This window comes from Tatumella ptyseos (genome assembly GCF_030552895.1).
Classification (GTDB): domain Bacteria; phylum Pseudomonadota; class Gammaproteobacteria; order Enterobacterales; family Enterobacteriaceae; genus Rosenbergiella; species Rosenbergiella ptyseos_A.
On record NZ_CP130649.1, the window covers coordinates 2,413,378 to 2,439,035 of the forward strand.

The 25,658-nt window shown below is 47.4% G+C and carries 22 protein-coding genes; 11 read left to right on the forward strand and 11 right to left on the reverse strand.

Annotation, left to right across the window (positions count from 1 at the left end):
• Entirely contained in the window at positions 1-1,092 is a 1,092-nt protein-coding gene (locus tag QJR74_RS11540; protein WP_304371989.1) for an SDR family oxidoreductase, read from the reverse strand.
• 98 nt (positions 1,093-1,190) lie between these two features.
• Between QJR74_RS11540 and QJR74_RS11545 the strand changes: the two genes are divergently transcribed.
• The gene (locus QJR74_RS11545; RefSeq protein ID WP_304371990.1) at positions 1,191-2,096 is read left to right on the forward strand and encodes a LysR family transcriptional regulator; all 906 of its coding nucleotides are present in this window, start codon (positions 1,191-1,193) and stop codon (positions 2,094-2,096) included.
• Between the two features lie 12 nt (positions 2,097-2,108).
• Here the strand turns inward: QJR74_RS11545 and erpA are convergent, their stop codons facing one another.
• Positions 2,109-2,456 (reverse strand): iron-sulfur cluster insertion protein ErpA, encoded by a 348-nt coding sequence (erpA, locus tag QJR74_RS11550; protein ID WP_048911552.1) that lies wholly within the window; start codon positions 2,454-2,456, stop codon positions 2,109-2,111.
• 193 nt (positions 2,457-2,649) lie between these two features.
• Here erpA and hemL point away from each other — a divergent pair, with 193 nt between their 5' ends.
• Positions 2,650-3,933: a glutamate-1-semialdehyde 2,1-aminomutase gene (gene hemL / locus QJR74_RS11555; protein WP_304371991.1), complete on the forward strand. Its 1,284-nt coding sequence runs from the start codon at positions 2,650-2,652 to the stop codon at positions 3,931-3,933.
• 65 nt (positions 3,934-3,998) lie between these two features.
• Here hemL and mrcB read toward each other — a convergent pair whose 3' ends face one another.
• Both mrcB and hrpB read right to left on the reverse strand, forming a co-directional pair.
• Positions 3,999-6,503, reverse strand: a complete 2,505-nt coding sequence (gene mrcB, locus QJR74_RS11560; RefSeq protein ID WP_304371992.1) for a bifunctional glycosyl transferase/transpeptidase — start codon at positions 6,501-6,503, stop codon at positions 3,999-4,001.
• A 97-nt stretch (positions 6,504-6,600) separates the two neighbouring features.
• Positions 6,601-9,036: an ATP-dependent helicase HrpB gene (gene hrpB, locus QJR74_RS11565; protein WP_304371993.1), complete on the reverse strand. Its 2,436-nt coding sequence runs from the start codon at positions 9,034-9,036 to the stop codon at positions 6,601-6,603.
• An 89-nt stretch (positions 9,037-9,125) separates the two neighbouring features.
• Here hrpB and thpR point away from each other — a divergent pair, with 89 nt between their 5' ends.
• The 8 genes from thpR (at position 9,126) to panC (ending at position 15,706) form a co-directional block, all read left to right on the forward strand.
• The gene (thpR, locus tag QJR74_RS11570) at positions 9,126-9,674 is read left to right on the forward strand and encodes an RNA 2',3'-cyclic phosphodiesterase (RefSeq protein ID WP_304371994.1); all 549 of its coding nucleotides are present in this window, start codon (positions 9,126-9,128) and stop codon (positions 9,672-9,674) included.
• Positions 9,675-9,679: 5 nt separating this feature from the next.
• On the forward strand, positions 9,680-10,384 hold the full coding sequence (gene sfsA, locus QJR74_RS11575) for a DNA/RNA nuclease SfsA (RefSeq protein ID WP_304371995.1): 705 nt from the start codon (positions 9,680-9,682) through the stop codon (positions 10,382-10,384).
• A 181-nt stretch (positions 10,385-10,565) separates the two neighbouring features.
• Positions 10,566-11,021: an RNA polymerase-binding protein DksA gene (gene dksA / locus QJR74_RS11580; protein WP_048911544.1), complete on the forward strand. Its 456-nt coding sequence runs from the start codon at positions 10,566-10,568 to the stop codon at positions 11,019-11,021.
• Between the two features lie 78 nt (positions 11,022-11,099).
• Positions 11,100-11,999 carry a tRNA glutamyl-Q(34) synthetase GluQRS gene (gluQRS, locus tag QJR74_RS11585; RefSeq protein WP_304371996.1) on the forward strand — a complete coding sequence of 300 codons (900 nt, stop codon included), beginning with the start codon at positions 11,100-11,102 and terminating at the stop codon, positions 11,997-11,999.
• A 73-nt stretch (positions 12,000-12,072) separates the two neighbouring features.
• A complete protein-coding gene (gene pcnB / locus QJR74_RS11590) occupies positions 12,073-13,485 on the forward strand; it encodes a polynucleotide adenylyltransferase PcnB (protein ID WP_304374033.1) in 1,413 nt (470 codons plus the stop codon).
• 1 nt (position 13,486) lies between these two features.
• The gene (folK, locus tag QJR74_RS11595) at positions 13,487-13,966 is read left to right on the forward strand and encodes a 2-amino-4-hydroxy-6-hydroxymethyldihydropteridine diphosphokinase (RefSeq protein ID WP_304371997.1); all 480 of its coding nucleotides are present in this window, start codon (positions 13,487-13,489) and stop codon (positions 13,964-13,966) included.
• Positions 13,967-14,049: 83 nt separating this feature from the next.
• Positions 14,050-14,847 carry a 3-methyl-2-oxobutanoate hydroxymethyltransferase gene (gene panB / locus QJR74_RS11600; protein WP_304371998.1) on the forward strand — a complete coding sequence of 266 codons (798 nt, stop codon included), beginning with the start codon at positions 14,050-14,052 and terminating at the stop codon, positions 14,845-14,847.
• Positions 14,848-14,857: 10 nt separating this feature from the next.
• Positions 14,858-15,706, forward strand: coding sequence for a pantoate--beta-alanine ligase (gene panC / locus QJR74_RS11605; protein ID WP_304371999.1), 849 nt, complete (start codon positions 14,858-14,860; stop codon positions 15,704-15,706).
• Positions 15,707-15,753: 47 nt separating this feature from the next.
• Here panC and QJR74_RS11610 read toward each other — a convergent pair whose 3' ends face one another.
• The 4 genes from QJR74_RS11610 to cueO form a co-directional block, all read right to left on the reverse strand.
• A complete protein-coding gene (locus QJR74_RS11610; protein WP_304372000.1) occupies positions 15,754-16,524 on the reverse strand; it encodes an ABC transporter permease in 771 nt (256 codons plus the stop codon).
• Positions 16,524-17,447 carry an ABC transporter ATP-binding protein gene (locus tag QJR74_RS11615; protein ID WP_304372001.1) on the reverse strand — a complete coding sequence of 308 codons (924 nt, stop codon included), beginning with the start codon at positions 17,445-17,447 and terminating at the stop codon, positions 16,524-16,526. The genes QJR74_RS11610 and QJR74_RS11615 overlap by 1 nt, the downstream gene beginning before the upstream one ends.
• 467 nt (positions 17,448-17,914) lie before the next feature.
• The gene (hpt, locus tag QJR74_RS11620) at positions 17,915-18,445 is read right to left on the reverse strand and encodes a hypoxanthine phosphoribosyltransferase (RefSeq protein ID WP_304372002.1); all 531 of its coding nucleotides are present in this window, start codon (positions 18,443-18,445) and stop codon (positions 17,915-17,917) included.
• A 165-nt stretch (positions 18,446-18,610) separates the two neighbouring features.
• Positions 18,611-20,209, reverse strand: a complete 1,599-nt coding sequence (cueO, locus tag QJR74_RS11625) for a multicopper oxidase CueO (RefSeq protein WP_304372003.1) — start codon at positions 20,207-20,209, stop codon at positions 18,611-18,613.
• A gap of 140 nt (positions 20,210-20,349) precedes the next feature.
• Here cueO and QJR74_RS11630 point away from each other — a divergent pair, with 140 nt between their 5' ends.
• On the forward strand, positions 20,350-20,709 hold the full coding sequence (locus tag QJR74_RS11630; protein ID WP_304372004.1) for a YacC family pilotin-like protein: 360 nt from the start codon (positions 20,350-20,352) through the stop codon (positions 20,707-20,709).
• On the opposite strand, the gene QJR74_RS11635 is transcribed toward QJR74_RS11630, so the two are convergent.
• The 3 genes from QJR74_RS11635 to lpdA all read right to left on the reverse strand — a co-directional run bounded on the left by QJR74_RS11635 (position 20,703) and on the right by lpdA (position 25,656).
• Complete coding sequence (locus QJR74_RS11635) at positions 20,703-21,062, reverse strand: YacL family protein (protein WP_304372005.1); 360 nt, start codon at positions 21,060-21,062, stop codon at positions 20,703-20,705. The genes QJR74_RS11630 and QJR74_RS11635 overlap by 7 nt on opposite strands.
• 110 nt (positions 21,063-21,172) lie before the next feature.
• On the reverse strand, positions 21,173-23,770 hold the full coding sequence (gene acnB, locus QJR74_RS11640; RefSeq protein WP_304372006.1) for a bifunctional aconitate hydratase 2/2-methylisocitrate dehydratase: 2,598 nt from the start codon (positions 23,768-23,770) through the stop codon (positions 21,173-21,175).
• Positions 23,771-24,231: 461 nt separating this feature from the next.
• The gene (gene lpdA, locus QJR74_RS11645; RefSeq protein ID WP_304372007.1) at positions 24,232-25,656 is read right to left on the reverse strand and encodes a dihydrolipoyl dehydrogenase; all 1,425 of its coding nucleotides are present in this window, start codon (positions 25,654-25,656) and stop codon (positions 24,232-24,234) included.
• Positions 25,657-25,658: the final 2 nt, after the last annotated feature.

Sequence of the window (25,658 nt, forward strand, 5' to 3'; positions counted from 1 at the left end):
TTAGTACGACGTTATTTTAAAGTTAGGAATAACCTTTTTATCAATCAACTGATCGAATAGTTGATAGAAACTCTGCTCAGTCGACTGATAATCCATAAATCCTGCCGAGCGGCTCTTCGTCATATCGGTAAAAGCTTCGAAAGGTCGACCAAGATCTGCATCGGTATGCCACCATGAAGCCAGCTTATTGACGTCTTTCGTTTCCAACTGATACTTCTCCGCGAGTTCCGTCCACAGCTGTTGCGCGTCGGCCTGTTGCATTTTTTCGTCTAATGGTGTTGTACTGCCCGGATAGTCTCCACATTCCACACCAAAATAGCCCGCAAGTCGTGGCCATAACCATTCCCATCTGAAATGCTCGCCATTAACAATATTAAAGGCTTCATTTTGCGCTTCTACTGCGTCAGTAGACCAGACCAATTGGCGAGCCAAGATCCTCGCATCAGTGACGTCAGAGACTCCCTTCCACTGTTCAGGAGAGCCAGGGAAAACAAAGGGCCACCCCTGTTCGCGGCAAAGTGCAGCATAGACAGCAAGTGTTTGCCCCATATTCATGGCATTACCTTGCGCGGCACCAATCACAGTATGCGGACGATGTACACTCCAGCGATAACCATAACGTTCAGCGCCAGCAAAAATCTCATCCTCCTGTGCATAGTAAAAATTATCGACAGGTTGGCGTGGTTGTTCTTCTCTAAAAGGCGTGATGACGGTATCCGCTGCGCCATAAGCCTCGAATGGCCCCAGATAATGTTTAAGTCCTGTGACGAGGGCAACATGGCTTTTAGATAAGCGATCACCTAACGCATCGATGACATGGCGAACAATGGCACCATTGACACGAATATTTTCTTTTTCATTCGCTTGACGAGACCATACAGTAAAAAATACCGCATCGGGACGCTGTTCACCGAGCACAGTAGCCACCTGCTCCGCGGACGTTAGATCGGCAGTGAGCCCTTTTACCCCCTCAGGTAATGGTGACTGCCCACGAGAAAGGCCAGTCACCTCCCAACCTTGTTGAAGTAGTTCTAAAGCGAGAGCGCTACCAGTAATGCCACTGCAGCCAATAATAAGTGCTTTTTTTTGCATAAAACCTCCAAAAGTGAGTTTATCCTACTAGCTTAGTTGAGAGTTAAATGCTTATCTGAGGTAAAATTTCACATTACTTTTGAATGGAATTCACAAATATGCACGATCAGCGCTTTAAAAACATTCATCAGTTTATTGCTTGTGTCCAGACGGGAAGTTTTACTGAAGCTGGGAGACGGCTCCATCTCTCACCCTCTGCCATCAGTAAGTCAATTCAAGCATTAGAACAACGTTTAGATTGCCGACTCTTCGATAGAACAACTCGAACATTACAATTGACCGATGCAGGCAGCACATATTATGAAACCTGCTTACTGATCCTCCGCCAACTCACCGAGACCGAAACCGCTTTACAACTAAGCCAAGATTTACCGACAGGAAAAGTTACGCTTGCCCTCCCAGAAACTTTTGGAAAAGTGGTAGTACTACCATTACTTTGTTCCCTGATGCAGCGCTATCCTGAATTACGTCTAACGTTACATTTCTCGGATACATTACTTGACCTTGAACAAGAAAAAATCGATATCGCCGTGCGAATAGGTGGGGGGATCCCTTTAGAGACACAAGAGGGATTTCAGCATTTTGGCTATGAGAAAATGGTGTTTTGTGCAAGCCCTGGCTTTATTGCAGAATACGGAATGCCGGCGACGCTAAGCGAACTCTGCGCGCAACATATCGTCGGCTATCAAGCGCAAAACGGACAAATGAAACCGTGGATTATTCCCACAAGTAGCCATCCACAAGCGTGGCATCCTTCTCATTACCGATTGGTGGTTAACCACACTGAAGCACACCTGATGGCGGTCTGCAATGGGATAGGCGTTGCACAATTACCTTACTGGTTAATTAAGGACAAGTTAGAACAAGGGGAGATTGTGTTAATTCTGCCAGAGGTAAAACTGGATGGGCTACCACTAACCTTACGTTACAAAGCGGTGCAGCAATCGTCCCCGAAAATTCAGGTCGTGCTTAATACGCTGCACACATTAAGCCTGATAAATTAACGGGGAAAAAGCTTAAACGCTAAAGGATGAACCGCATCCGCAGGTAGTTTTAGCATTAGGGTTGGTTACGATAAAGCGAGCACCTTCAAGTCCTTCGGTGTAATCGACAGAACCGCCGACAAGATATTGAAGGCTCATTGGGTCGACCACAAGGGCCACACCTTGCTTCTCAATGGTCATATCGCCATCGTTAACTTTATCGTCAAAGGTAAAGCCGTATTGGAAACCACTGCAGCCCCCACCGGTAATATAAACCCGCAATTTTAATTCTGGGTTCTCTTCGTCAGCAACTAAGGTTTTAACCTTATTCGCCGCTGCATCGGTAAATTGTAACGGCACGTTGGCCACGTCATCGCTCATTATTCTGCTCCAAAAAGAGAGGGTCAACTTACAACCTTATCCCTCTATTATCAGTCAGCATAGCTTCGCAATCAAGCCTACAACTAAACCAACCGTGCCGTGAGAAGCTTCATCATTTATCCTGCCATTAACAGCATGGGGCATTTTCCATTACACTGTAGGGTATTCTTTCTCTGTAATGCAGGAATTTGTCATGAATAAGTCTGAAGCACTGTTTCAAGAAGCTCAATCCGTCATCCCGGGCGGTGTAAACTCACCGGTTCGCGCTTTTTCAGGGGTTGGCGGGTCACCTCTGTTTATTGAACGCGCAGAGGGAGCCTATATCTATGATGTCGATGGTAAAGCCTATATCGACTATATCGGCTCATGGGGCCCAATGGTGCTCGGCCACAATAACGCAGAAATCCGTAATGCAGTGATTGAAGCGGCTGAACGGGGATTAAGTTTTGGCGCCCCTACCGAAATGGAAGTCAAAATGGCGGAACTGGTTTGCGAACTAGTCCCTTCAATGGATATGGTGCGCATGGTGAACTCTGGGACAGAGGCTACTATGAGTGCTATCCGTTTAGCCCGTGGGTTTACTCAACGTGATAAACTTATCAAATTCGAGGGATGCTACCACGGCCATGCCGACCATTTACTCGTGAAAGCCGGTTCTGGGGCCCTGACGCTTGGACAGCCTAATTCTCCAGGTGTCCCTGCAGATGTGGTACGTCATACCCTGACCTGTACTTATAACGATCTTGATTCTGTTCGCCAAGCCTTCGAGCAATATCCGGAAGACATTGCCTGTGTGATTGTGGAACCCGTCGCAGGCAATATGAACTGTATCCCTCCCCAACCTGGATTCTTACAAGGCCTACGTGATTTATGTGATGAGTTCGGTGCGCTATTCATTATTGACGAAGTGATGACCGGTTTTCGAGTGGCATTGGGTGGTGCCCAAGCGTACTACAATGTCACGCCAGATCTTACCTGCCTTGGAAAAATTATCGGCGGTGGTATGCCAGTCGGTGCTTTCGGGGGCCGTAAGGAGGTGATGGAAGCACTTGCACCATTAGGGCCGGTTTATCAAGCGGGTACGCTTTCAGGTAACCCTATCGCCATGGCTGCGGGCTATGCATGTTTAACTCAGCTCTCTCAACCGGGTGTTCATAGCACACTGACTTCTTTGACGGAACGTCTTTGCGCTGGACTCAAGCGCGTCGCTGAGCAATATGCAATTCCTTTAGTGACCAATCAAGTGGGGGCGATGTTCGGTTTATTCTTTACCGAAGATAAAGAGGTCAGCTGTTATGCGGATGTAACCCGTTGCGATACTGAGCGCTTTAAGCAATTTTTCCATCTGATGTTAGAAGAAGGCGTCTACTTCGCCCCTTCAGCCTTTGAAGCGGGCTTCATGTCATTGGCGCACAGTGAAGAGGATATCGATCGCACTATCGAAGCCGCTCGCCGCAGCTTTGCGAAATTAGCTTAACCTGCTATTGAGATAAAAAAAGCGCTGCCATGGCAGCGCTTTTTTTTTACGTTAGCTCACTTAACTTAGTGGCCAAACATATCTTTTATCCAACCCGCAACGCCATTACTTTGGCTGCCTTGTTGTTCTTGCTGTTGTTGCTGCTGTAACTGTTGTTGCTGCTGCTCGACCTGCTGCTGTTGCTGTTGACACAGTGCAGTCGGATCAGCCGTCCAAACAGGTAAACTACGCCAAGTACTGCTGCCGGTATTACAGACAAAGTTCCCCGCAGAATCGACAGGCATCATCGATACGTCATCGGGGGGTGTCAGCTGTAAAGGCGTTGGCGGTTGGCTGGCAAGATAACGACGATAAATTTGCATCGCACCACTCGCGCCATAAAGGTGCGTAGATTGGTTATTATCGCGACCAATCCACGTGATCGCGACTTCCTTACCATCGATCCCCGCAAACCAGCTATCGACCAAGTTATTGGTCGTACCCGTTTTACCGGCTAGATGCATGGTATTGTACTGGCTTCCTAATGCATGCGCGGTACCGTGATCCACCACTTGCTGCATGGAGTAAAGTGTCAGATAAGCAGCTTCTGGCGGCTCTACCTGCTGTGCTTGTGGATAGCTCTGATACAGCACTTTATTATCTTCGGAAATCACGGAGCGTACCGCAGACAAGGTCGCCCGGTTGCCGCCGCTAGCAATGGTTTGGAAAGCTTGTGCAACCTCGACTGGCGTCAAGTTCAGCGCTCCAAGTAACATTGCTGGCACTGGAGATAACTGGTCTTGGCTCACACCAAGCTTCGTCCAAGTATCCACCACGTTTTTCAGCCCTAATGACATGCCCAGATTAACCGTCGGAACGTTCATCGAATGCGTTAATGCATCAACAAGCATGACCTTACCGCTAAACTGATGATCATCATTTTCTGGGCGCCACACTTGACCGTTGGGTTGTTTTAACGCTAGCGGTTGGTCGGCAATCCAGCTATTCAAACGATACTGCTGTGGCTGACTTAACGCGGTAAGATACGTCGCTGGCTTGGCTAAAGAACCAATAGAGCGACGTGCCTGCATCGCACGGTTATAGCCAGCAAACTGAGGATTAGCGCCACCAACCATTGCGCGAACTTCACCACTGAAACGGTCTACCACCACCATTGCCGTTTCGAGATCGGCAAGGCGACGTTGTTTACGAAGGACAGGGATCCCTTCTTCGACCGCTTTTTCTGCCGCATCTTGCGAAATAGGATCGAGCGTCGTAAAGATTTTCACACCCGAAAGATCTTGCATTTTATCGCCCAGCTTTTGCTGTAGTTCGTTACGAACCATTTGCATAAACGCAGGCTGTGGGGTGATCACTCCGCCCTTAGGTTGAACCCCTAATGGCCGTGCAGAGAGCATGTCATAAAGCTCTTGGTTGATAACTTTTTGCTGTTGCAGTAAACGCAGCACTAAGTTACGGCGTTCTAACGCTAATTTCGGGTTGCGCCAAGGGTTGTACAGCGAGGCCCCTTTTACCATACCGACTAATAGCGCTTGCTGATCGAGACTAAGTTCATCAACCGGACGCCCGAAGTAGTATAAGCTGGCAAGTGGGAAGCCACGAATCTGGTCATTACCCGCTTGGCCTAAATACACCTCATTGAGGTAGAGTTCCAAGATCCGATCTTTGCTATAGCGCGCATCAACGATTACCGCCATATAAGCTTCGCGCACTTTACGCCATAATGAACGCTGATTAGTTAAGAATAAGTTCTTAACCAATTGCTGAGTCAGGGTACTTCCCCCTTGCACAGCACGTCCTGCAGTGAGGTTCGCGACGAAAGCTCGTCCAATAGAGTAGAGGCTAATCCCATCATGCTCATAGAAATGACGGTCTTCTGTCGCGACTAAGGTATCGACGAGGAGATCAGGAAATCCAGTACGAGGAACAAATAGACGTTGTTCACCATTAGGGGATTGCATCATGGTAATGAGGCGCGGGTCGAGACGGAAATAACCAAAATCACGACCAGTATCGAGGTTTTTAATCTCGCTAAGCTCACCATCTTCAAAATTCAGCTGAGTATGAATCTGACCTTCTTTACCATCTGGGAAGTCGAAAGGTCGGCGCAGTAACTCAATACTGTTGCCTTTAACAGAGAACTCACCCGGACGAGTAATTTTCGTTACTTGACGATATTGTGTCCCTTCAAGCAAGGCGACCATATCTTTACGATCAAACGGCATGCCGGGTTCAAGGCTGACCATACGCCCATAAACCGTGGCGGGAAGGTCCCACACTCGTCCATCAATCCGATGACGGATTTCTGAATCCAGATAGACACCCCATGCCGCCACAATAACAGCAATGACTAAGATGATTTTCAGTAGTAGACCTAGCCAACTTCTTTTATGGCTTTTTCGCGGGGTTTTTCCGCGCTTTTTAGTTGCAGGCAATGACGTATTCTCCTCATCATCATAGCTATCCGAATCGTCTTGATATTTCTTATTGCGTGGTGAAGCCGGGGGGCTTTTTCCCTTTGGCGTGTTTTTTCCTTTACGCCCAATGGGTTCGCGATCATTCCCAGACATGAATTCTCTCTCCAGGCTTTGCCTCAATCGGCGACATACTTTATCTTTATTTTAGGTCCAAAAACACAGAACCTTCTGAAAGATTCGTTACTAAATTTCACGTGGACGATTTTCTCGTTTTCGTCGTCGGTAGGGTATTGGCCGGATCGTCAGGCCACAGATGTTTAGGATAGCGCCCTTTCATCTCTTTTTGTACTTCACGCCAACTCCCTTGCCAAAAGCCAGCTAAGTCTTGCGTGATTTGAATTGGACGCTGTGCGGGTGATAATAGCTCTATTACTACATTAACCCGCCCGCGTGCCACGGTGAGCGGACGTTGCTGGCCATACATCTCTTGTACTTTTATCGATAGCAAAGGCGCGCGTGGAGAAAGATAATCAATTGCGACTTTTCTTCTCGTTGGCACCTCAATATGGGTGGGGACCTCTGTCTCCAGATACTGCCACTGTTCCCAGGATAACTGCGATTTTAATGCCTGATAGAGATTAATGCGTGAAAAATTCCCCAGTGAAGGTAAGCAAGTCAGTTCTGGACCTAACCATCTCTCAAGATTATTCATAAGATCGATATCCGTTACTGATGGCCAGTCGAGTTCAGGTAGCCACTGTTGCGCATAACCGAGCCTCTGTTTCAATTCGAGTGCGGCGTTATCCCAAGGTAATACCGCTAAACCCTTATCTTTTACCCAAGCTAAGTAAGCCGCAATTAGCTGGTCTGGATTGGGTTTGTCTCCTGGCCGCGAGCTGATGATAATCTCGCCAATGACCTCGTGCTGCCAGACCTTAAATTGCGCCTGGCTTTCCTCCCACTCTAGCGCATGCCGATGGCTTATTAACTGCGGCGCCTCACGTCGAATATCGTCGAGCGATAGGGGGAAGGCTAACTGAATATGAGCTTCATACCGATCAGACGGTAATTGTAATTGCACCGCGATCAGCCAACTATAGCGGCTTAGAGGATGCTCTAACGTTAACGTCGCGCCGCGACCGTCTGCCAGTTGATAGCGATGGGTCGTTCCACGTCGGTGAGCAATACGGTCGGCAAACGCCGACAATAATGGCGCGAGGGCATCATCGAGAGGACTGAGCGAAAATCTTTCCCCCAGCATCCGGCAGACTTGCCTCGCTCGGGTCGTCCACACTGCACTTGGCTTGGTGAGGCTATCGCGTAAATCCCCCGCACCACGTCGTTCCGGTTGCTCAATGATGGCCGTCAGTAATGCGGCAGTCGATAGGCTATCGCTGCCCTCACTGGCGATTAACATTGCAGCGAGGCGAGGTGTCACACCGAGCTCAGCCATTTTTCTTCCTTTCGCCGTTAACGATCCAGTCGCATCAATGGCGCCGAATTGGCGAAGTTGTGACGTAGCGTAGGCCAGTGCAGGTCGAGGAGGCTCGTCTAGCCACTGTAACGCCGATACCTGTTGGCAGCCCCAAGCGAATACATTTAATAGCAGCCCGGTTAGGTCACTGCGTAGAATCTCAGGGGTCGCTTGTTCGGCTAAACGTTCCGCTTGCTCGGTCGCAATCAAATGCCAACATTTTCCTGGCATTAAACGACCCGCACGTCCTGCTCGTTGGGTCATCGACGACTGGCTGACAAATTGTGTGTTAAGTCGCGGAGTGCCTGCCCGTAAATCAAATTGCGAAACACGCTCTAATACTGAGTCGATAATTAAGCTTATGCCTTCAATCGTTAAACTTGTTTCTGCAATATTAGTGGCGAAAACAACTTTTCGTTGCCCTGGGGCAGATGGACTGATTGCGAGTTGTTGTTGCTCAATGGATAACGCGCCGTACAAAGGTCTCAATTCTACCTCTGGCGAACATCGCGTTGCGACCTCGCTCATCACTTGATGGATTTCACGCTCACCAGGTAAGAAAACCAGCATATCGCCTTGTTCTTGTCCCAAGACTTCCACGATTTTATGCGCGAGATTCGCGGAAAACAGCCCCTGCGATGGAAGACTGTGATAGAAACGTTCGACTGGATAATGTCTACCTTCTGAGGTAATAACGGGTGCTTCCGGTAATACCTCCCCTAACCGTCGATTATCTAAGGTCGCTGACATAATCAAGAGTTTAAGATCGTCGCGTAATCCTCGCTGGACATCCAGCATAAATGCTAAAGCCAGGTCAGCGTGTAAACTACGTTCATGAAATTCATCGATGATCACCAGTGAGACACCTTCTAACATGGGGTCTTGCTGTAATTGTCTTGTTAGCACCCCTTCGGTAACCACCTCAAGTCGGGTCGTCTTACCGATACACTGCTCAGCACGCATGCGATAGCCAACCGTCTGACCGGCAACTTCACCGAGAGAATGCGCAAGACGAAGCGCCACGTTTTTGGCGGCAAGCCGTCTTGGCTCTAACATGATTACTTTACCGTTCAACCCAAGACGTTGCAGTAACTGAATAGGAAGCCAAGTCGATTTACCGGCACCAGGTGGAGCCTGAAGAATAACTTGAGGTGAATGAGAGAGGGCTAACACTAACTCATCAAGCACGTCGTGAATCGGTAGGGTGCTCAATCTTCGCTCCGTTTAGGGATTATGATACTATGGCTACTATAGCATTAATGAATAGGTGATACTTACCTCCTAACGCCGTAAGGAACTCTGTGGTTTCCCGAAACACTGCGACAGATAACTATTTTTTCGCATTACCTCTCCCCAGTCGCGCCACTGAGCAACTCATCCAATGGCGTGCCAACGCTTTGCCAGCAGATACGGGCATACCGGTTCCCAGTGAACAGTTCTCTATGATACTCGCATGGATGAACGCTCCGACGGCCACACAGCTGACTCAACTGCAGTCTATGATCAGCGGACTGCGATCACCGTCTTTTACTTTTACCTTGAATGACGCTGGGTATTGGCCACGATCTGGCCAGCTTTGGGTGGGATGCCGTCCCGCACCACGTGAGCTTTTACAGTTAGCCGAACTATTACGCTCAAGGGCCGCACGTGCAGGCTGCCCGCAACCTGCTTTTCCTTTTCATCCTCATGTCACCCTTTTAAGACAGGTACCTACTTCGATTCGTTTACCGAAACGAGACTTCTCATGGCCAGTGACCTGTCAGCACTTTTCATTAATGAGAAGCCGCTACCAGCGAGGCAGGGTTATCCTTAACACCGAACAGCACTATCCCCTGTTTGATAGAGAGTAAGATTGATGGAATTCTCCTCGCCGCTCCAGCCGGCTATCTTAATAAAACGCTATAAACGCTTTCTTGCCGACGTCCGTCTTCCCAGCGGAGAAATCACTACCCTACACTGTGCAAACACCGGTGCAATGACAGGATGTGCGACCCCTGGAGATACTATCTGGTATTCCACCTCCAGCTCAGCAACGCGTAAATATCCTTACAGTTGGGAACTGACACAAACTGCTGACCAGCATTGGATTGGTATTAATACGCTACGCGCGAATCAACTCGTCGAAGAGCTCCTCACCCTACAAGGCGTTCCCTCTTTAGCACAATTTACGCATTGGCAACGAGAAGTCGCATTTGGTGAGGAGAAGAGCCGGATTGACTTTGTCCTTTCTAATAAAGAAGAACAAAAATATTATCTTGAGGTGAAATCCGTCACATTATTAACTCATGGAAAAGGCTATTTTCCCGACACAGTCACCTTACGCGGACAAAAGCACCTTCGAGAATTAATGTCGATCGTCAAACAAGGACATCGTGCAGGCCTCTTTTTTGCTGTATTACATACAGGTATCCATCAAGTCAGTGCGGCCAAACATCTTGATCCCGTTTATGCTCAACTTCTGCACGAAGCGATGACACTAGGGGTTGAGGTATTTGTCTATCGTGCGCAGATTAGTCACCAGCAACTGACATTGGTGGACCCGATACCATTCGTCGAATAGCGGGGTAAATGTTTTCTTTTAGGAGTTTTTCCTCTTTAATTAGAAACATATTATCAATAACGCGAAACTCATCGTGATCATCAATTGCCAACCCACACGGTTTCTGATATTTATAGCGCCCTGTTTTTTTCCCTACGTGGGAATCAGGAATCGATAGTGCGTGTTATCCAGGAGAAGCAACATGCAAGAAGGGCAAAACCGTAAAACATCGTCTCTAAGTATCCTCGCCATCGCTGGGGTGGCGCCGTATCAGGAGAAACCGGGCGAAGAGTATATGAACGAAGCCCAGCTGGAACACTTCAAAAAAATTCTTGTTGCTTGGCGCAATCAACTCAGGGATGAAGTAGACCGTACCGTTAGTCATATGCAAGACGAAGCGGCTAACTTTCCTGATCCAGCCGATCGCGCAACACAGGAAGAAGAGTTCAGTCTGGAACTGCGTAACCGAGATCGTGAACGTAAGTTAATCAAGAAGATAGAAAAAACGCTGAAAAAAGTTGAAGATGACGACTTCGGTTTTTGTGAAGCTTGTGGTGTAGAAATCGGCATTCGCCGTCTTGAAGCACGTCCGACCGCCGATATGTGTATCGACTGTAAGACGCTAGCAGAAATTCGCGAAAAACAGATGGCAGGCTAATCCTACCGCTGATCGAGGATATACCTAATTGCACGGCCGCAGTGCCCAACCGCCAGTGGCTGTGCGATTACTTCTATTATGACTGATTCTACACCTATCATCGGACGCTTTGCGCCCTCCCCCTCAGGTGACCTCCATTTTGGTTCGTTAATGGCAGCGCTTGGCAGCTATCTGGATGCCAAATCGCAACAAGGCCAATGGCGTGTCCGCATCGAAGATATTGATCCTCCTAGAGAGATCGCGGGAGCCTCTCAACGCATCCTGCAACAACTCGAACACTATGGGTTAAATTGGGATGGTCCGGTCATTTGGCAGTCACAACATCATGCCCGTTATCGAGAAATCCTTGAGTGGCTTATTACGCAGCGGCGCAGTTACTACTGTACCTGTACCCGTAAAGCGATTCAGCAATCGGGGGGGTACTACCTTGGTACTTGTCGCAATGCCCAGCATGGTCCAGAAGGGGCAGCTCTTCGCTTATTCCAGCAATCACCCGTAACCCAATTTACTGATCTGTTACGAGGAACCGTTCACTGTCATCCCCAATTAGCGCAAGAAGATTTTATTATTCATCGTCGAGATGGGTTGTTTGCCTATAATCTTGCTGTGACGGTGGATGATCATGACCAAGGCATAACGCAAGTCGTTAGGGGAGCAGACTTGATTGAGCCCACGGTGCGACAAATCGCACTATTTCAGCAGCTGGGATGGAATGCTCCCGACTATCTGCACCTGCCGCTCGCCTTAAATCCTGATGGCAATAAACTCTCAAAACAAAATCATGCCCCGCCCCTGCCACGTCAAGCGCCACAGAAAATGTTGATAGCAGCCTTAGCCGCATTAGGACAAGTGGTCGACAATGAATGGAATGATCTGAGTGTTGAGCAGCTCATTCAGCGGGCGACACGACAGTGGCAGAGGGTAAAAATCCCAATTAATAGCACTTTCATTAACACAGATGTGTTATCAACATTCTAAAATGATTCACAACAGGCTATTATGATCTTCTCATTTTGGAACCGTATCTACTTTTTTATTGTTGAGGTGTACTATTTTTACCCGAGTCGCTAATTTTTGCCGAAAAATCCTTACGCGTGACGAGGAGAACACCTCTGCAGAGAATGTCCCACCGCCGATAACGATTATTCCACGCGATCAACATAATATCTCTCGCCGAGATATTAGTGATAATGCACTGAAGGTACTGCATCGTCTCAACAAATCAGGCTTTGAGGCTTACTTAGTCGGTGGGGGTGTTCGTGATCTTCTTTTGGGTAAAAAACCCAAAGATTTCGATATTACCACCAACGCTACCCCGGAACAGATGCGCAAGCTATTCCGTAACTGCCGCTTAGTTGGCCGACGTTTCCGCTTGGCACACGTCATGTTTGGCCCCGAAGTCATTGAAGTTGCTACCTTTCGTGGCCATCATGAGCAGGAAGAAAGCGTTGATCGGAATACGTCGCAACAAGGGCAAAACGGTATGCTGTTACGCGACAATATTTTCGGTAGTATTGAAGACGACGCTCAACGCCGTGATTTGACGATTAATAGTCTCTATTACAGTGCTGCAGACTTCACTGTACGAGATTATGTCAACGGATTAAGCGATTTAGAGCAAGGAATTATTCGCCTTATTGGCCACCCTGAAACGCGTTATCGTGAAGATCCAGTAAGGATGTTACGAGTGATCCGCTTTAGTGCGAAACTCGGGATGACTATCGCTCCTGAAACCGCAGCCCCAATTAGCGAACTCGCCGGGCTATTAAAGAACATCCCTCCTGCGCGTCTTTTCGAAGAAACATTAAAATTACTGCAATCGGGTTACGGTGAGTACACCTATCCATTGTTACGTGAATACCATCTTTTTGAACCTCTCTTCCCATTAGTTCATCAGTATTTTACTGAGAGTGGCGACAGCCCAATGGAGCGGATTTTAGTACAGGTACTCAAAAATACTGATAGCCGTATCCAGAATGATAGACGTGTCAATCCTGCGTTTCTGTTTGCGGTAATGTACTGGTATCCACTGCAAGAAAAAGCGCAACAAATCGCACAAGAAAGTGGTCTGCCTTTCTTCGAGGCTTTCTCATTAGCCATGAACGATACGCTAGATGAAGCTTGTCGAGCGATAGCAATTCCTAAACGCTTCACCACTATGATCCGTGATATCTGGACGCTTCAACTGCGCATCTCTCGCCGTCATGGGAAGCGAGCTTGGAAGTTGATGGAACACCCTAAATTCCGTGCGGCTTATGACTTATTAGTCCTGCGTGCACAGGTCGAATCCTCAGCAGAACTACAGCGTTTAAGCGATTGGTGGACAGAGTTCCAGACTAAGAACGCCAACGACCAAGCCGCGATGTTACAAGATTTAGGTAGCGATCCGGCTCAACGACGTCGCTATAATAGACCGCGTAAACGTGCGCCTAAAGGTAATACCTCGCGTCGAAACGAGAGCTAATATGACGCGTGTTTATATTGCACTCGGGAGTAATTTACGGGACCCACTCGATCAGTGCCAAAGGGCGATTACCGCCCTCGCGGATCTGCCTGCGACAACGCTTATCAATACTTCCTCCTTCTACCGAACGCCACCTTACGGCCCACAAGATCAACCTGATTTTTTAAATGCCGTAGTGGTGTTGGAGACGGCGTTATCACCTTTAGCGCTGCTGGACCACACCCAACGAATCGAATTGGAACAAGGGCGGGAACGTAAAGATGAACGTTGGGGCCCCCGTACACTCGACCTTGATCTATTACTGTTCGGCGAACTGTACATGTCCAGCGAGCGATTGATACTGCCCCATTACGACATGCATAACCGTGCCTTTATGCTCATTCCCTTAGCCGAAGTAGCCGGTGATCTCCCTCTTGGCGACAAGGGTAGTGTAGCAAGTTGTTTGGCATTGTTAGATACCTCAACCATTACTTTGTGGTAATACCAAAAATCGGTATGGGGATTCCCGTCTAGAGGGAGTTACTGTAAACTCCGCGTCATGTTTATCCTTGACAAGAGTTTGTAATGACACCTATCACCCTGAAAAATTTACGTCAGTGGAAACTTGAAGGTAAGAAGTTCGCCTCACTCACCGCCTACGATTATAGCTTCGCGAGACTATTCGCCGAGCAAGATATTCCAGTATTGCTGGTTGGCGACTCCTTGGGTATGACAATTCAAGGCCATGACTCGACGGTTCCCGTGACAGTCGATGATATGGTTTACCATACTCGCCATGTGCGTCAAGGCGCACCAAACGTTCTATTACTCACCGACCTCCCTTTCATGAGCTATCCGACTCCGGAACTGGCGGGTCATAATGCCGCACGCGTGATGCAAGCCGGTGCGAACATGGTGAAGATCGAAGGAGGGGCGTGGTTAGCGGATACTGTTCGTTATCTTACTGAGCGCGCAGTCCCAGTTTGCGGTCACCTTGGCTTGACCCCTCAATCAGTAAATATCTTCGGTGGCTATCAGGTCCAAGGTAAGACGGAAGAGCAAGCTGAACAGCTACTTAGTGATGCGCTTACCCTTGAAGCGGCTGGAATGCAGCTACTGGTCCTTGAGTGCGTGCCTATTTCTCTGGCAAAACGTATTACCGAGGCACTTTCAATCCCTGTAATCGGGATCGGTGCGGGGTCTCATACCGATGGACAAATTCTGGTGATGCAAGATGTGATTGGTATTACTTCTGGCTATGTCCCCAAATTCGCGAAAAATTTCTTAACTGATACCGGGTCGATCGCACTCGCCGTTGCACAATATCAACGCCACGTGCAAGACGGTACTTTCCCCGAATTAGCTCACAGTTTTAAAGGATAGGTTTCTTTCCATGCAGACTTTTCATGAAATCCCTGCCCTACAACAGCAATTGAGCGATTTACGTCGCCACGGTAAAAGGATTGCCTTTGTCCCAACCATGGGAAATCTCCATCAGGGACACATCACTTTAGTAGAGAGAGCGAAGCAATTAGCTGATTGTGTTGTCGTTTCGATTTTTGTTAACCCGATGCAATTTGATCGCCCAGATGACTTAGCGCGCTATCCACGTACCTTAGAGAACGATCAGCAATTATTATCGGGTAAAGCGGATCTATTATTTGCCCCTACGGCCAATACTCTCTACCCAACAGGGCTCACTGAGCAATCTTTTGTTCATGTACCGGGCCTCTCTGAGTTACTAGAGGGGGCTAGTCGCCCTGGTCATTTCCGCGGCGTAAGCACGGTGGTCAGTAAGTTATTTAATATTGTCCAACCGGATGTGGCCTGTTTTGGCGAGAAAGATTTTCAGCAATTAGCCATCATTCGTAAAATGGTGCTCGATCTTAACTATCCTATTACTATTGTGGGTGTACCGACTGTTCGTGCTGAGGACGGTCTTGCTCTTAGCTCACGTAATGGCTATCTCACTGTAGCAGAGCGTCATCAGGCAATTGAATTAAGTCAGACGATGAATTCGATGGCTGAGCGTTTACAGCAAGGGGACCGAGATTATTCCGCTATCGTCGATAGCGCTGTCATGAGTCTGACCAAGAAGGGATGGCAACCGGACGGTATTGCGATTTGTGATGCGGAAAATCTGATGCCCTTAACCTCTCATAGCCGTCAAGCCGTTATTCTTATGGCAGCCTGGTTAGGGAAAGCCAGGCTGATCGATAATCAGCAAGTTACCTTACCATAGTGTGAAGCCTTTCCTCTTCACACTATGGTTATAAGGTGTGAGGAGGATTAACTACGCAGTCCTCGACCCCGTTCAATCAATGTCCAGACGATCGCATAGAACACTGCCACAAATACCAACAGTATCGCTAACGTCATGGGTACTGGTACGTCTTGAATCCCCAAGAAACCATAGCGAAAACCACTAATCATATAAACGATGGGGTTCAGCTTAGAGACTGCCTGCCAGAATGGTGGCAGTAATGCTAATGAATAAAACACGCCACCTAAATAGGTAAGAGGGGTTAAGACAAAGGTTGGGATCAAACTGATGTCGTCAAAACTTCGGGCAAAGACAGCATTTAATAGTCCAGCCAAAGAGAACACAATAGCAGTCAGTAAAATGGTTAATGCCACCATTGGCCAATAGAAAACATGGAAAGGCACAAAGAGTAGCGAAATCGCCGTCACCAGCGCGCCGACACAAATTCCCCGCGCAACACCTCCACCAACATAGCCGGCAATGATTACGTGAGTGGGAACCGGTGCGACCAATAACTCTTCAATATTATGTTGGAATTTCGCACTGAAAAATGATGACGCAACATTGGCATAGGAGTTAGTGATCACCGACATCATAATTAGACCAGGCACGATAAATTGCATATAGGTAAAGCCATGCATATCGCCAATACGTGACCCAATTAAATTACCAAAAATAATGAAATAAAGCGTCATGGTAATCACAGGGGGGACTAAAGTTTGGATCCAAATCCGCCCAAAACGATGGATTTCTTTCGCCCATAGCCGCTTAAGTGCTACCCAATATAAGTGTGCCATTAATTATCTTTCCCCGTATTACTGACTAAATCCACAAATAGCTCTTCCAAGCGGTTTGCCTTATTTCGCATACTCAATACCTGAATATTTTGAGCTGAGAGCTGGCTGAAGACTTGGTTAATCCCCTGCTCACGCAGCACTTCAACCTCTAAGGTTGAGCTATCAATTACTTCGTACTGAAAGCCTTCTAATACAGCAGGATCCGCGTGGGGGGCCAGATCGAGAATGAAGGTTTCCGACACCACTTTACCGAGCAATGCTTTCATGCTGGTATTTTCAACCAACTCACCACGTTGAATAATACCAATATTACGGCAGAGCATTTCCGCTTCTTCTAAATAGTGTGTGGTCAAAATGATGGTCGTACCCGCCTCATTAAGCTGCTTGAGAAACCCCCACATTGAACGGCGTAATTCAATATCTACCCCGGCAGTCGGTTCGTCCAGAATCAGTAACTTAGGTTCGTGCATTAAGGCACGCGCAATCATTAACCGGCGCTTCATTCCACCGGATAGCATCCGTGATTTTTGGTGGCGCTTTTCCCATAAATCGAGCTGTCTCAGGTACTTCTCAGCTCTTACTAAGGCAAGTTTTTTCTCTACACCATAGTAACCTGCTTGATTCGTCACCACTTGCAAAACGCTTTCGAAAGGATTGAAATTAAATTCTTGCGGCACCAGACCAAGCTGGAGTTTGGCTCGAACTTTATCTGTATCGAGATCATGGCCAAATACCCGTACGGTCCCCGAGGACTTATTGACTAACGAACTAATAATTCCAATAGTCGTGGATTTCCCTGCACCGTTTGGGCCGAGTAACGCGTAAAAATCCCCGGCTTCCACGGTTAAATCGATCCCTTTTAACGCTTGGACTTGGTTGCCATACGTTTTTGTTAGCCCGGAAATTTCCAGTGCATAATTCATATTAACTCCACGCCTGTTATAACAGATGAGCATTTTAAAAAATCCTCATTCACCTTCGGGTGAAAGAGGCTATCTAGGATTCTGAATAACCGCCCTACTGCAGTATCAGAAAAGTATGTGTTTTTATCGCCCCACAGCAATTAACTCTACGTTCTAGGATATGAGGCGACTAAACCTGACCGTGGTTCAATCCAATGCACACTTAAGCACTCATTTTCTGTATGGAGAGGGCGAAAAAGATAACGAAGCAAAACGGGGAGTAAGGCTACAGAAAATGTTTAAGAATCTCGTCTCATCACAAGCTAAGTGAATTCTGACATGCTACGGCCGTTAGTCCATTCCCCTGCCTCAAAAGCTATGCTGAGCCAACGCTAGGTTAATTCTCGGTATTGTGGGAACCCACTCACTCGCCGTCCATTATAGAACAGGCCAGCGAGGCTGGCCTGAAACTTTGTGCTATTTGTCTATTACTCAGGAACGACTCGTCCTACATAAGGAAGGTGACGATAGCGTTGAGCATAATCAATTCCGTAGCCGACAACGAACTCATCAGGAATAGAGAAACCAACGTATTCTACCGTCACGTCAACTTCACGACGCTCAGGTTTGTCCAACAAAGTACAGATTGCGACTGAAGCAGGTTCACGTAATTGTAAGATTTCGCGTACTTTACTCAAGGTATTACCTGAGTCGATAATATCTTCCACAATAAGGACATCTTTACCGCGGATGTCTTCATCTAAATCTTTCAATATTTTTACGTCACGCGTTGAAGACATGCCGTTTCCGTAACTTGAGGCGGTGATGAAATCGACTTCGTGAGAAACATCAATCGCGCGACAAAGATCCGCCATAAACATAAATGAGCCGCGTAGTAGACCGACTAATACCATCTCTCTACCACGATCTTGGTAGGCGGTGGTGATCTGCTGCCCTAGTTCTGTAACACGGTTCCTTATTTCCTGTTCGGAAATCATCACTTCAACGGTATGTTTCATAATCTCTATCTCACTGAGAGTACTCAGTTTTCATTGTGCGGCCAAGCGTAAAGGCCTGAAGGGCGAGAATTTATTGCCCCCAGAAATTTACATCTTAAATTCAGGGGCTGCAGTATAGCAGGGAATTTCACTGAGATAAAAACCCTGTGTAGTTCCCCATTACTCCTAAGTCCCGACAGTAAAACTCATCATCATGCCAGTGTCTTCATGCTCTAGTAAATGACAATGGGCCATGTAAGGGGCTTGAGAATCAGCACTATGAGAGAAAGACACCAGCACTTGGCTTACCCCACCTTCAACCCGTACCGTATCTTTTAGGCCTTGACGATGCGCGGCAACTGGCTGGTCGTTCTCACTCAGAATACGATACTGTGTTCCATGGATATGGAAAGGGTGTAACATCATATCGCCTTCGCCACTGATTTCCCAAATCTCATGCTGACCCTGAGGACTTTGCCATGCAATATCCCCCACTTGGTAGGCCTTACCATTAATCTTGTTCCCTTGATGGAAATCATAGCCCGTTGAGTGGGTTGCCATCCCCGGCATCGAGGTCATAGTAGAACCCTGTCCGTGATGAGAAGCATTAGCACTGTCTGTCATCGGCATGGAATGGTGCATTGGCATGCCCGCCATTGCTTGATGGCCATAACACTGCATTAATTGCTGCATACCGAGGGTATCAAGCTGTTTATCCATCGATAGTCCAATACGACGGCGGGTTAATCCATCAGTACTAGGCAAAGAGGGTAAGCTCGCCAGTTGATCGGGTAACTCTGCTGCACCACCAATGCGTAAAGGAAGAATTTTTAATAGGGGTAAGGGTTGGTCAAAAGGAGCAAGTGTCATCCCCATTTGTTTCACCGGTAGTGTCACGAGATCAAACGGCTTAGTATCCGCTATCTCTATCATCACCTCGAAACGTTCACCCGGTAACATAGCAAGTTGCTCGACCTTCACCGGTTCAGCCAATAAGCCCCCGTCGCTGGCAATGACATAAAATGGACGTTCCTGGCTAAGCGCTAGATTCATCGACCGAGCATTACAACCATTCAAGAGTCGTAAACGCACCCAGCCACTCGGTAAAGCGACTTGTGGATATTGGATACCATTGGTCAGCATCATGTCACCAAACCATCCTACCGCCGCATGCATGATATCGAGTTGATAATCGATGTCTGTCCCGGAATCCGTCAATTTTTTGTCTTGAAAGACTAAAGGAATGTCATCGACGCCCCATTGCGAAGGAATACGTAATGTCTTGATATGGTCGTCTTCAATCACCAGCATTCCAGCAAGCCCTTTAGCCACTTGGAAACCCGAAGTCATATGTGGATGGGGGTGATACCAGCAGGTCGCCGCGGGTTGATCGGGTGTAAACCTAACCTCTCGCTGAGCGCCAGCGTGAATGACTTCCTGCGGGCCGCCATCGACCTCCCCGCCAACGATTAGACCGTGCCAGTGCACGGTCGTATCAACAGGGAGTTTATTATAAACTCTTAATGATACTGGCTGATTACGACGAAGCTTGATGGTTGGACCCAAGTAGCTCCCATTGTAACCCCATGTCGATACCGAGTGGTTATTCCATACACTGGTACCTGTCATCGCAGTGAGATCGATACGCTGATGCAGGTCTGGTTCAAGTAAAGTTGGCGTGGTAAGAAGTGGACGCTGCCCTGATAGGGCCTCTCGACTCCATGCAGGCAGTGCTCCAGCGCCAAGCAGTAATGAGCTGAGCTTGATAAAATCTCGACGTTGCATTCGTATCCCCTCTAATTATTTAGCCTCTGACGTTACGCTATCCCCTTATGGGAAGGTCAAGCGTTCTCTGTGTAAACCTGTCGTCATTCATCCCTATTCTGTGCTAACGTTGGTTGATACTTGAAGTGATGAGAATTTTCATGAAAACCTTAGTTAAAATGCTCTTTATTCCACTATTTCTACTGTTATCGAGTAATTGTTATGCTTTAGACGATTCGCAAGCGGACGATATGGCCGATCTTACCGCCGTCTTTATCTATCTGAAAAACGATTGCGGATATCAAGACCTGCCTGATCCACAAATCCGTAATGCCCTCATCTACTTTGCACGGAATAATGGCTGGAATTTGAGTAATTATAATAGCTTTAATATGCAGCAGCGTGGTGAAAGTAGCTATGAAGACCTGCGTGGAATTCGGGTGGATAGCAAGCAGAAGTGTCATCTGTTGGCAGAGAAAACCCTAGGGCTATTGGTTTTCGTCAATAAACAAGCTCACTGACCCCTAAATTGGCGATAGGCATCAACTAACGCAAAGAAGTCCTCGAAACCGCAAAACGCTAGGGATTCTTGGTCATAGTAACTCATTCCTTCATCCAGTTCGTCTACACTTATCGCCAATAAGTTAGCTTGGATCATGACTTCATTGTCACTCAATCCAATCGTGTATTCACGCCCTATATGTTGCCATTGTTGTTCTGTGCCTTTAATTTGCGTTGCGGCCGTCATCACCGCATTAAGGAGTGTCGGATCGGCACTGACTTCTTCGTTAAACCATTGCCCAATCACTTCATGATCCATCGACATCTGCACACGGACGTTACCTTCTATATCTTTAACAAACTGATAATCCATATTAATTTCTCTCTTCATCTGGAATGGGGAATGCCATCCCTATAACAATAAAAAGGGGAGCCAATGGCTCCCCTTTTCGGTGGCATTATTATTTCATAGGCTGAAATTAATTACACCGCGCTTTGGAAAATAACTTCATCTGCTTTCGAGGTATATTGGTTGAGGCGGTCAAAGTTTAGATAACGATAAGTATCATCGGCACTCTTATCCACTTCATTCATATATGTTTGGTACTCATCTGCCGTCGGTAATTTACCCAATAATGCCGATACCGCAGCAAGTTCAGCCGAGGCTAAGAAAACATTAGCCCCTTGACCTAGGCGGTTAGGGAAGTTACGGGTCGATGTCGAGACGACTGTAGCCCCTTCCGCGACGCGAGCTTGATTACCCATACAGAGTGAACAGCCAGGGATTTCAACGCGCGCCCCACTCTTACCAAAGATACTGTAATAACCCTCTTCTGTAAGTTGTGCGGCATCCATTTTAGTCGGAGGCGCGACCCATAGACGTGTTGGCAGCTGTCCTTTAAATTTATCCAGCAGTTTACCGGCCGCACGGAAATGACCAATGTTAGTCATACAAGAGCCGATGAAGACTTCATCGATCTTCTCCCCCTGAACATCAGAGAGTGTGCGTGCATCATCAGGATCGTTTGGTGCACACAGAATCGGTTCTTTGATTTCAGATAGGTCAATCTCAATGATTGCCGCATACTCAGCGTCAGCATCACCTTCCATCAATTGTGGATCAGCCAGCCATTTCTCCATGTTCTGAATACGACGCTCGATGGTACGGCGATCACCGTAACCCTCAGCGATCATCCACTTGAGCAGTACGATGTTCGAGTTTAAGTACTCAATGATCGGGGCTTGATCTAATTTGATCGTACAGCCGGCAGCCGAACGCTCCGCTGAAGCATCTGAAAGTTCGAAAGCTTGTTCAACTTTTAAATCAGGTAACCCTTCGATTTCTAAGATACGTCCAGAGAAAACGTTCTTCTTACCCTTCTTCTCAACGGTAAGTAAGCCCTGCTTAATCGCATAAAGCGGAATGGCATGTACCAAATCACGTAGTGTAATGCCGGGTTGGCGTTCACCTTTAAAGCGCACCAGAACCGACTCCGGCATATCGAGAGGCATCACACCCGTTGCGGCCGCAAAGGCAACAAGGCCAGAACCCGCTGGGAATGAAATACCGATAGGGAAGCGAGTATGTGAGTCACCACCCGTCCCAACGGTATCCGGTAACAACATACGGTTCAACCAGCTATGGATAATCCCATCGCCCGGACGCAGTGAGACACCGCCGCGGTTCATGATGAAGTCCGGTAATGTGTGGTGAGTTTGAACATCTACCGGCTTAGGATAAGCTGCCGTATGACAGAATGACTGCATCACGAGGTCGGCGGAGAAACCTAGACACGCGAGGTCTTTAAGTTCATCACGCGTCATCGGCCCAGTGGTATCTTGAGAACCTACCGAAGTCATTTTCGGCTCGCAATATTCCCCTGGACGAATTCCGTCAACGCCGCATGCACGGCCGACCATTTTTTGTGCTAGAGAGTAGCCACGAGTACTGGTCTCTACCGGTTTAGCACTGCGGAATACGTCGCTAGCGGGTAAATCTAGCGACTCGCGAGCTTTGGTCGTCAGTCCACGGCCAATAATTAATGGAATACGCCCACCAGCACGGACTTCGTCCAATAAGACTTCTGTTTTCAGTTCGAAGCGAACGAGCACCTCATCTGTATCGTGGCGGCAAATTTCACCTTTGTGAGGGTAGATATCAATCACGTCGCCCATATTGAGGTCGCTGACATCAACCTCTATCGGTAGGGCTCCTGCATCTTCCATGGTATTGAAGAAAATCGGCGCGATTTTACTCCCCAATACCACGCCGCCACCCTTTTTATTCGGGACATAGGGAATATCGTCACCCATAAACCATAGGACGGAGTTTGTCGCGGATTTACGCGAAGAACCGGTTCCCACAACATCCCCGACATAGGCCAAAGGGTAACCTTGGGTAGCGAGCTGCTCAATTTGTTTAATTGGGCCGACATTTCCTGGCTCATCCGGCACAATCCCTTCACGTTCGTTCTTCAGCATAGCTAAAGCGTGGAGAGGAATATCAGGGCGGGACCAAGCATCTGGAGCGGGCGATAAATCATCCGTATTCGTTTCACCCGTCACTTTGAAGACGGTTACGGTAATTTTTTCTGCTAATTGAGGGCGCGCTTTAAACCATTCAGCTTCTGCCCAGGACTTAAGGATTTGCTCAGCGTAAGCGTTACCCGCTTTTGCTTTTTCCTCAACGTCATAAAAGTTATCAAACATTAGCAGAGTGTGGGATAAGGCCTTAGCCGCAATAGGGGCTAGAGAGTCATCTTCTAATAATTCAATTAATGGATGAATATTGTATCCACCTTGCATCGTGCCTAACAATTCTGTCGCTTTTTCACGAGACACAAGCGGTGATGCCGTTTCGCCTTTGGCAACAGCCGCAAGGAAACCCGCTTTAACATAGGCCGCTTCATCTACACCAGGCGGAACTCGATTCACTAATAAGTCGACCAGAAACTCTTCTTCACCTTGAGGTGGATTTTTGAGTAATTCTACTAGGCCAGCCATTTGGGTCGCATCTAAAGGCTTAGGTACGATCCCTTGGGCAGCACGTTCAGCAACGTGCTCACGGTATTCTTCTAGCACGACGTTCTCCTCGCTCACATTGTTATAGCTTTTCAACCCTCTACTACCGATAAATTATCATCTTTTTATAGGTTTTTGATGGTCGGTTTAGCTCACTGAGAATAGCAGTATTTTTATTCTTTGTTAATCTGTTTACAAAAACACAACATAATCACTACTAAATAAAAAGTTGTACCATGATAAAAATAACCTTTTTTACCAAGGTGTTAGCGGATCATGCTACGGAGCTTCTGTTGTAATGTCTCACTGTTGCCTTAAAAGATACCAGTAAAACTAGGTTTATCTCATGGTACAAATCACAGTTTTAACATGAATAAGTTGAATTCATTATCTAACTAAACGCTTATTTTCGATCGCTGTCGAGCTTTTAATTATGCTTCTCTCGGCTGATTGAATAGCGTTATACAAAAAAAAACCGCGATAGTTATCGCGGTTTCGATTAAAGCTTCGTTAAGTAATTCTTACTTTTTCTTCGCTTTAGGATTTGGCAAGTCGGTAATGCTTCCTTCGAAAACTTCCGCTGCCAGACCAATAGACTCGTGTAGCGTTGGGTGAGCGTGGATAGTTAATGCGATATCTTCTGCATCACAGCCCATCTCAATCGCTAAACCAATTTCACCGAGTAGCTCGCCGCCGTTTGTCCCAACGATGGCACCGCCGATCACACGATGTGTCTCTTTATCAAAAATTAGCTTGGTCATACCATCTGCGCAATCCGAAGCAATCGCACGACCCGATGCTGCCCAAGGGAACGTTGCCGTTTCGTAGCTGATCCCTTGTTCTTTTGCTTCTTTTTCGGTTAGACCGACCCAAGCAACTTCTGGCTCAGTGTACGCGATAGATGGGATTACTTTCGGGTCGAAATAATGTTTTTTACCGGCGATAACTTCTGCGGCAACATGACCTTCATGCACACCTTTGTGGGCCAGCATAGGTTGACCAACGATATCACCGATGGCATAAATATGCGGAACATTGGTACGCAGTTGTTTATCAACACGGATAAAACCACGTTCGTCGACAGTTACCCCAGCTTTCTCAGCATCAAGGTTTTTACCGTTTGGAACACGTCCGATGGCCACTAGCACTGCATCATAACGTTGTGGTTCAGAAGGTGCATTTTTACCTTCCATTGTTACATAGATCCCGTCTTCTTTCGCTTCAACGGCGGTCACTTTCGTTTCAAGCATTAAGTTGAATTGTTTACTGATACGTTTAGTAAACACTTTGACGACATCTTTGTCTGCTGCAGGAATCACTTGGTCGAACATCTCGACGACATCGATCGATGAACCTAGAGCATGATAAACAGTACCCATCTCAAGACCAATGATCCCTCCGCCCATCACTAATAGGCGCTCAGGTACCGTAGTAAGGGCGAGTGCATCGGTTGAGTCCCATACGCGCGGATCATCATGTGGAATGAACGGTAAAGTAATTGGACGAGAACCCGCTGCAATGATCGCATTATCAAAGTTAATGGTGGTCGTTCCGTTTTCGCCTTCAACGGCAAGTGTATTCGCACCCGTAAATTTACCCAGCCCATTCACCACAGTCACTTTGCGGCCTTTAGCCATCCCCGCAAGTCCACCGGTTAATTGCCCGATAACTTTATCCTTCCAGGCACGCACTTTATCGATATCCGTCTCAGGTTTACCAAAAACAATACCGTGAGCTTCCAATGCTTTCGCTTCTTCAATTACTTTAGCGACGTGTAATAATGCTTTAGATGGAATACAACCGACATTCAAACAGACTCCACCTAGAGTGCTGTAACGCTCAACCAGAACGGTTTCTAAGCCTAAATCGGCGCAGCGAAATGCTGCAGAATAACCTGCAGGACCGGCTCCAAGTACCACAACTTGGGCTTTAATCTCTGTACTCATCA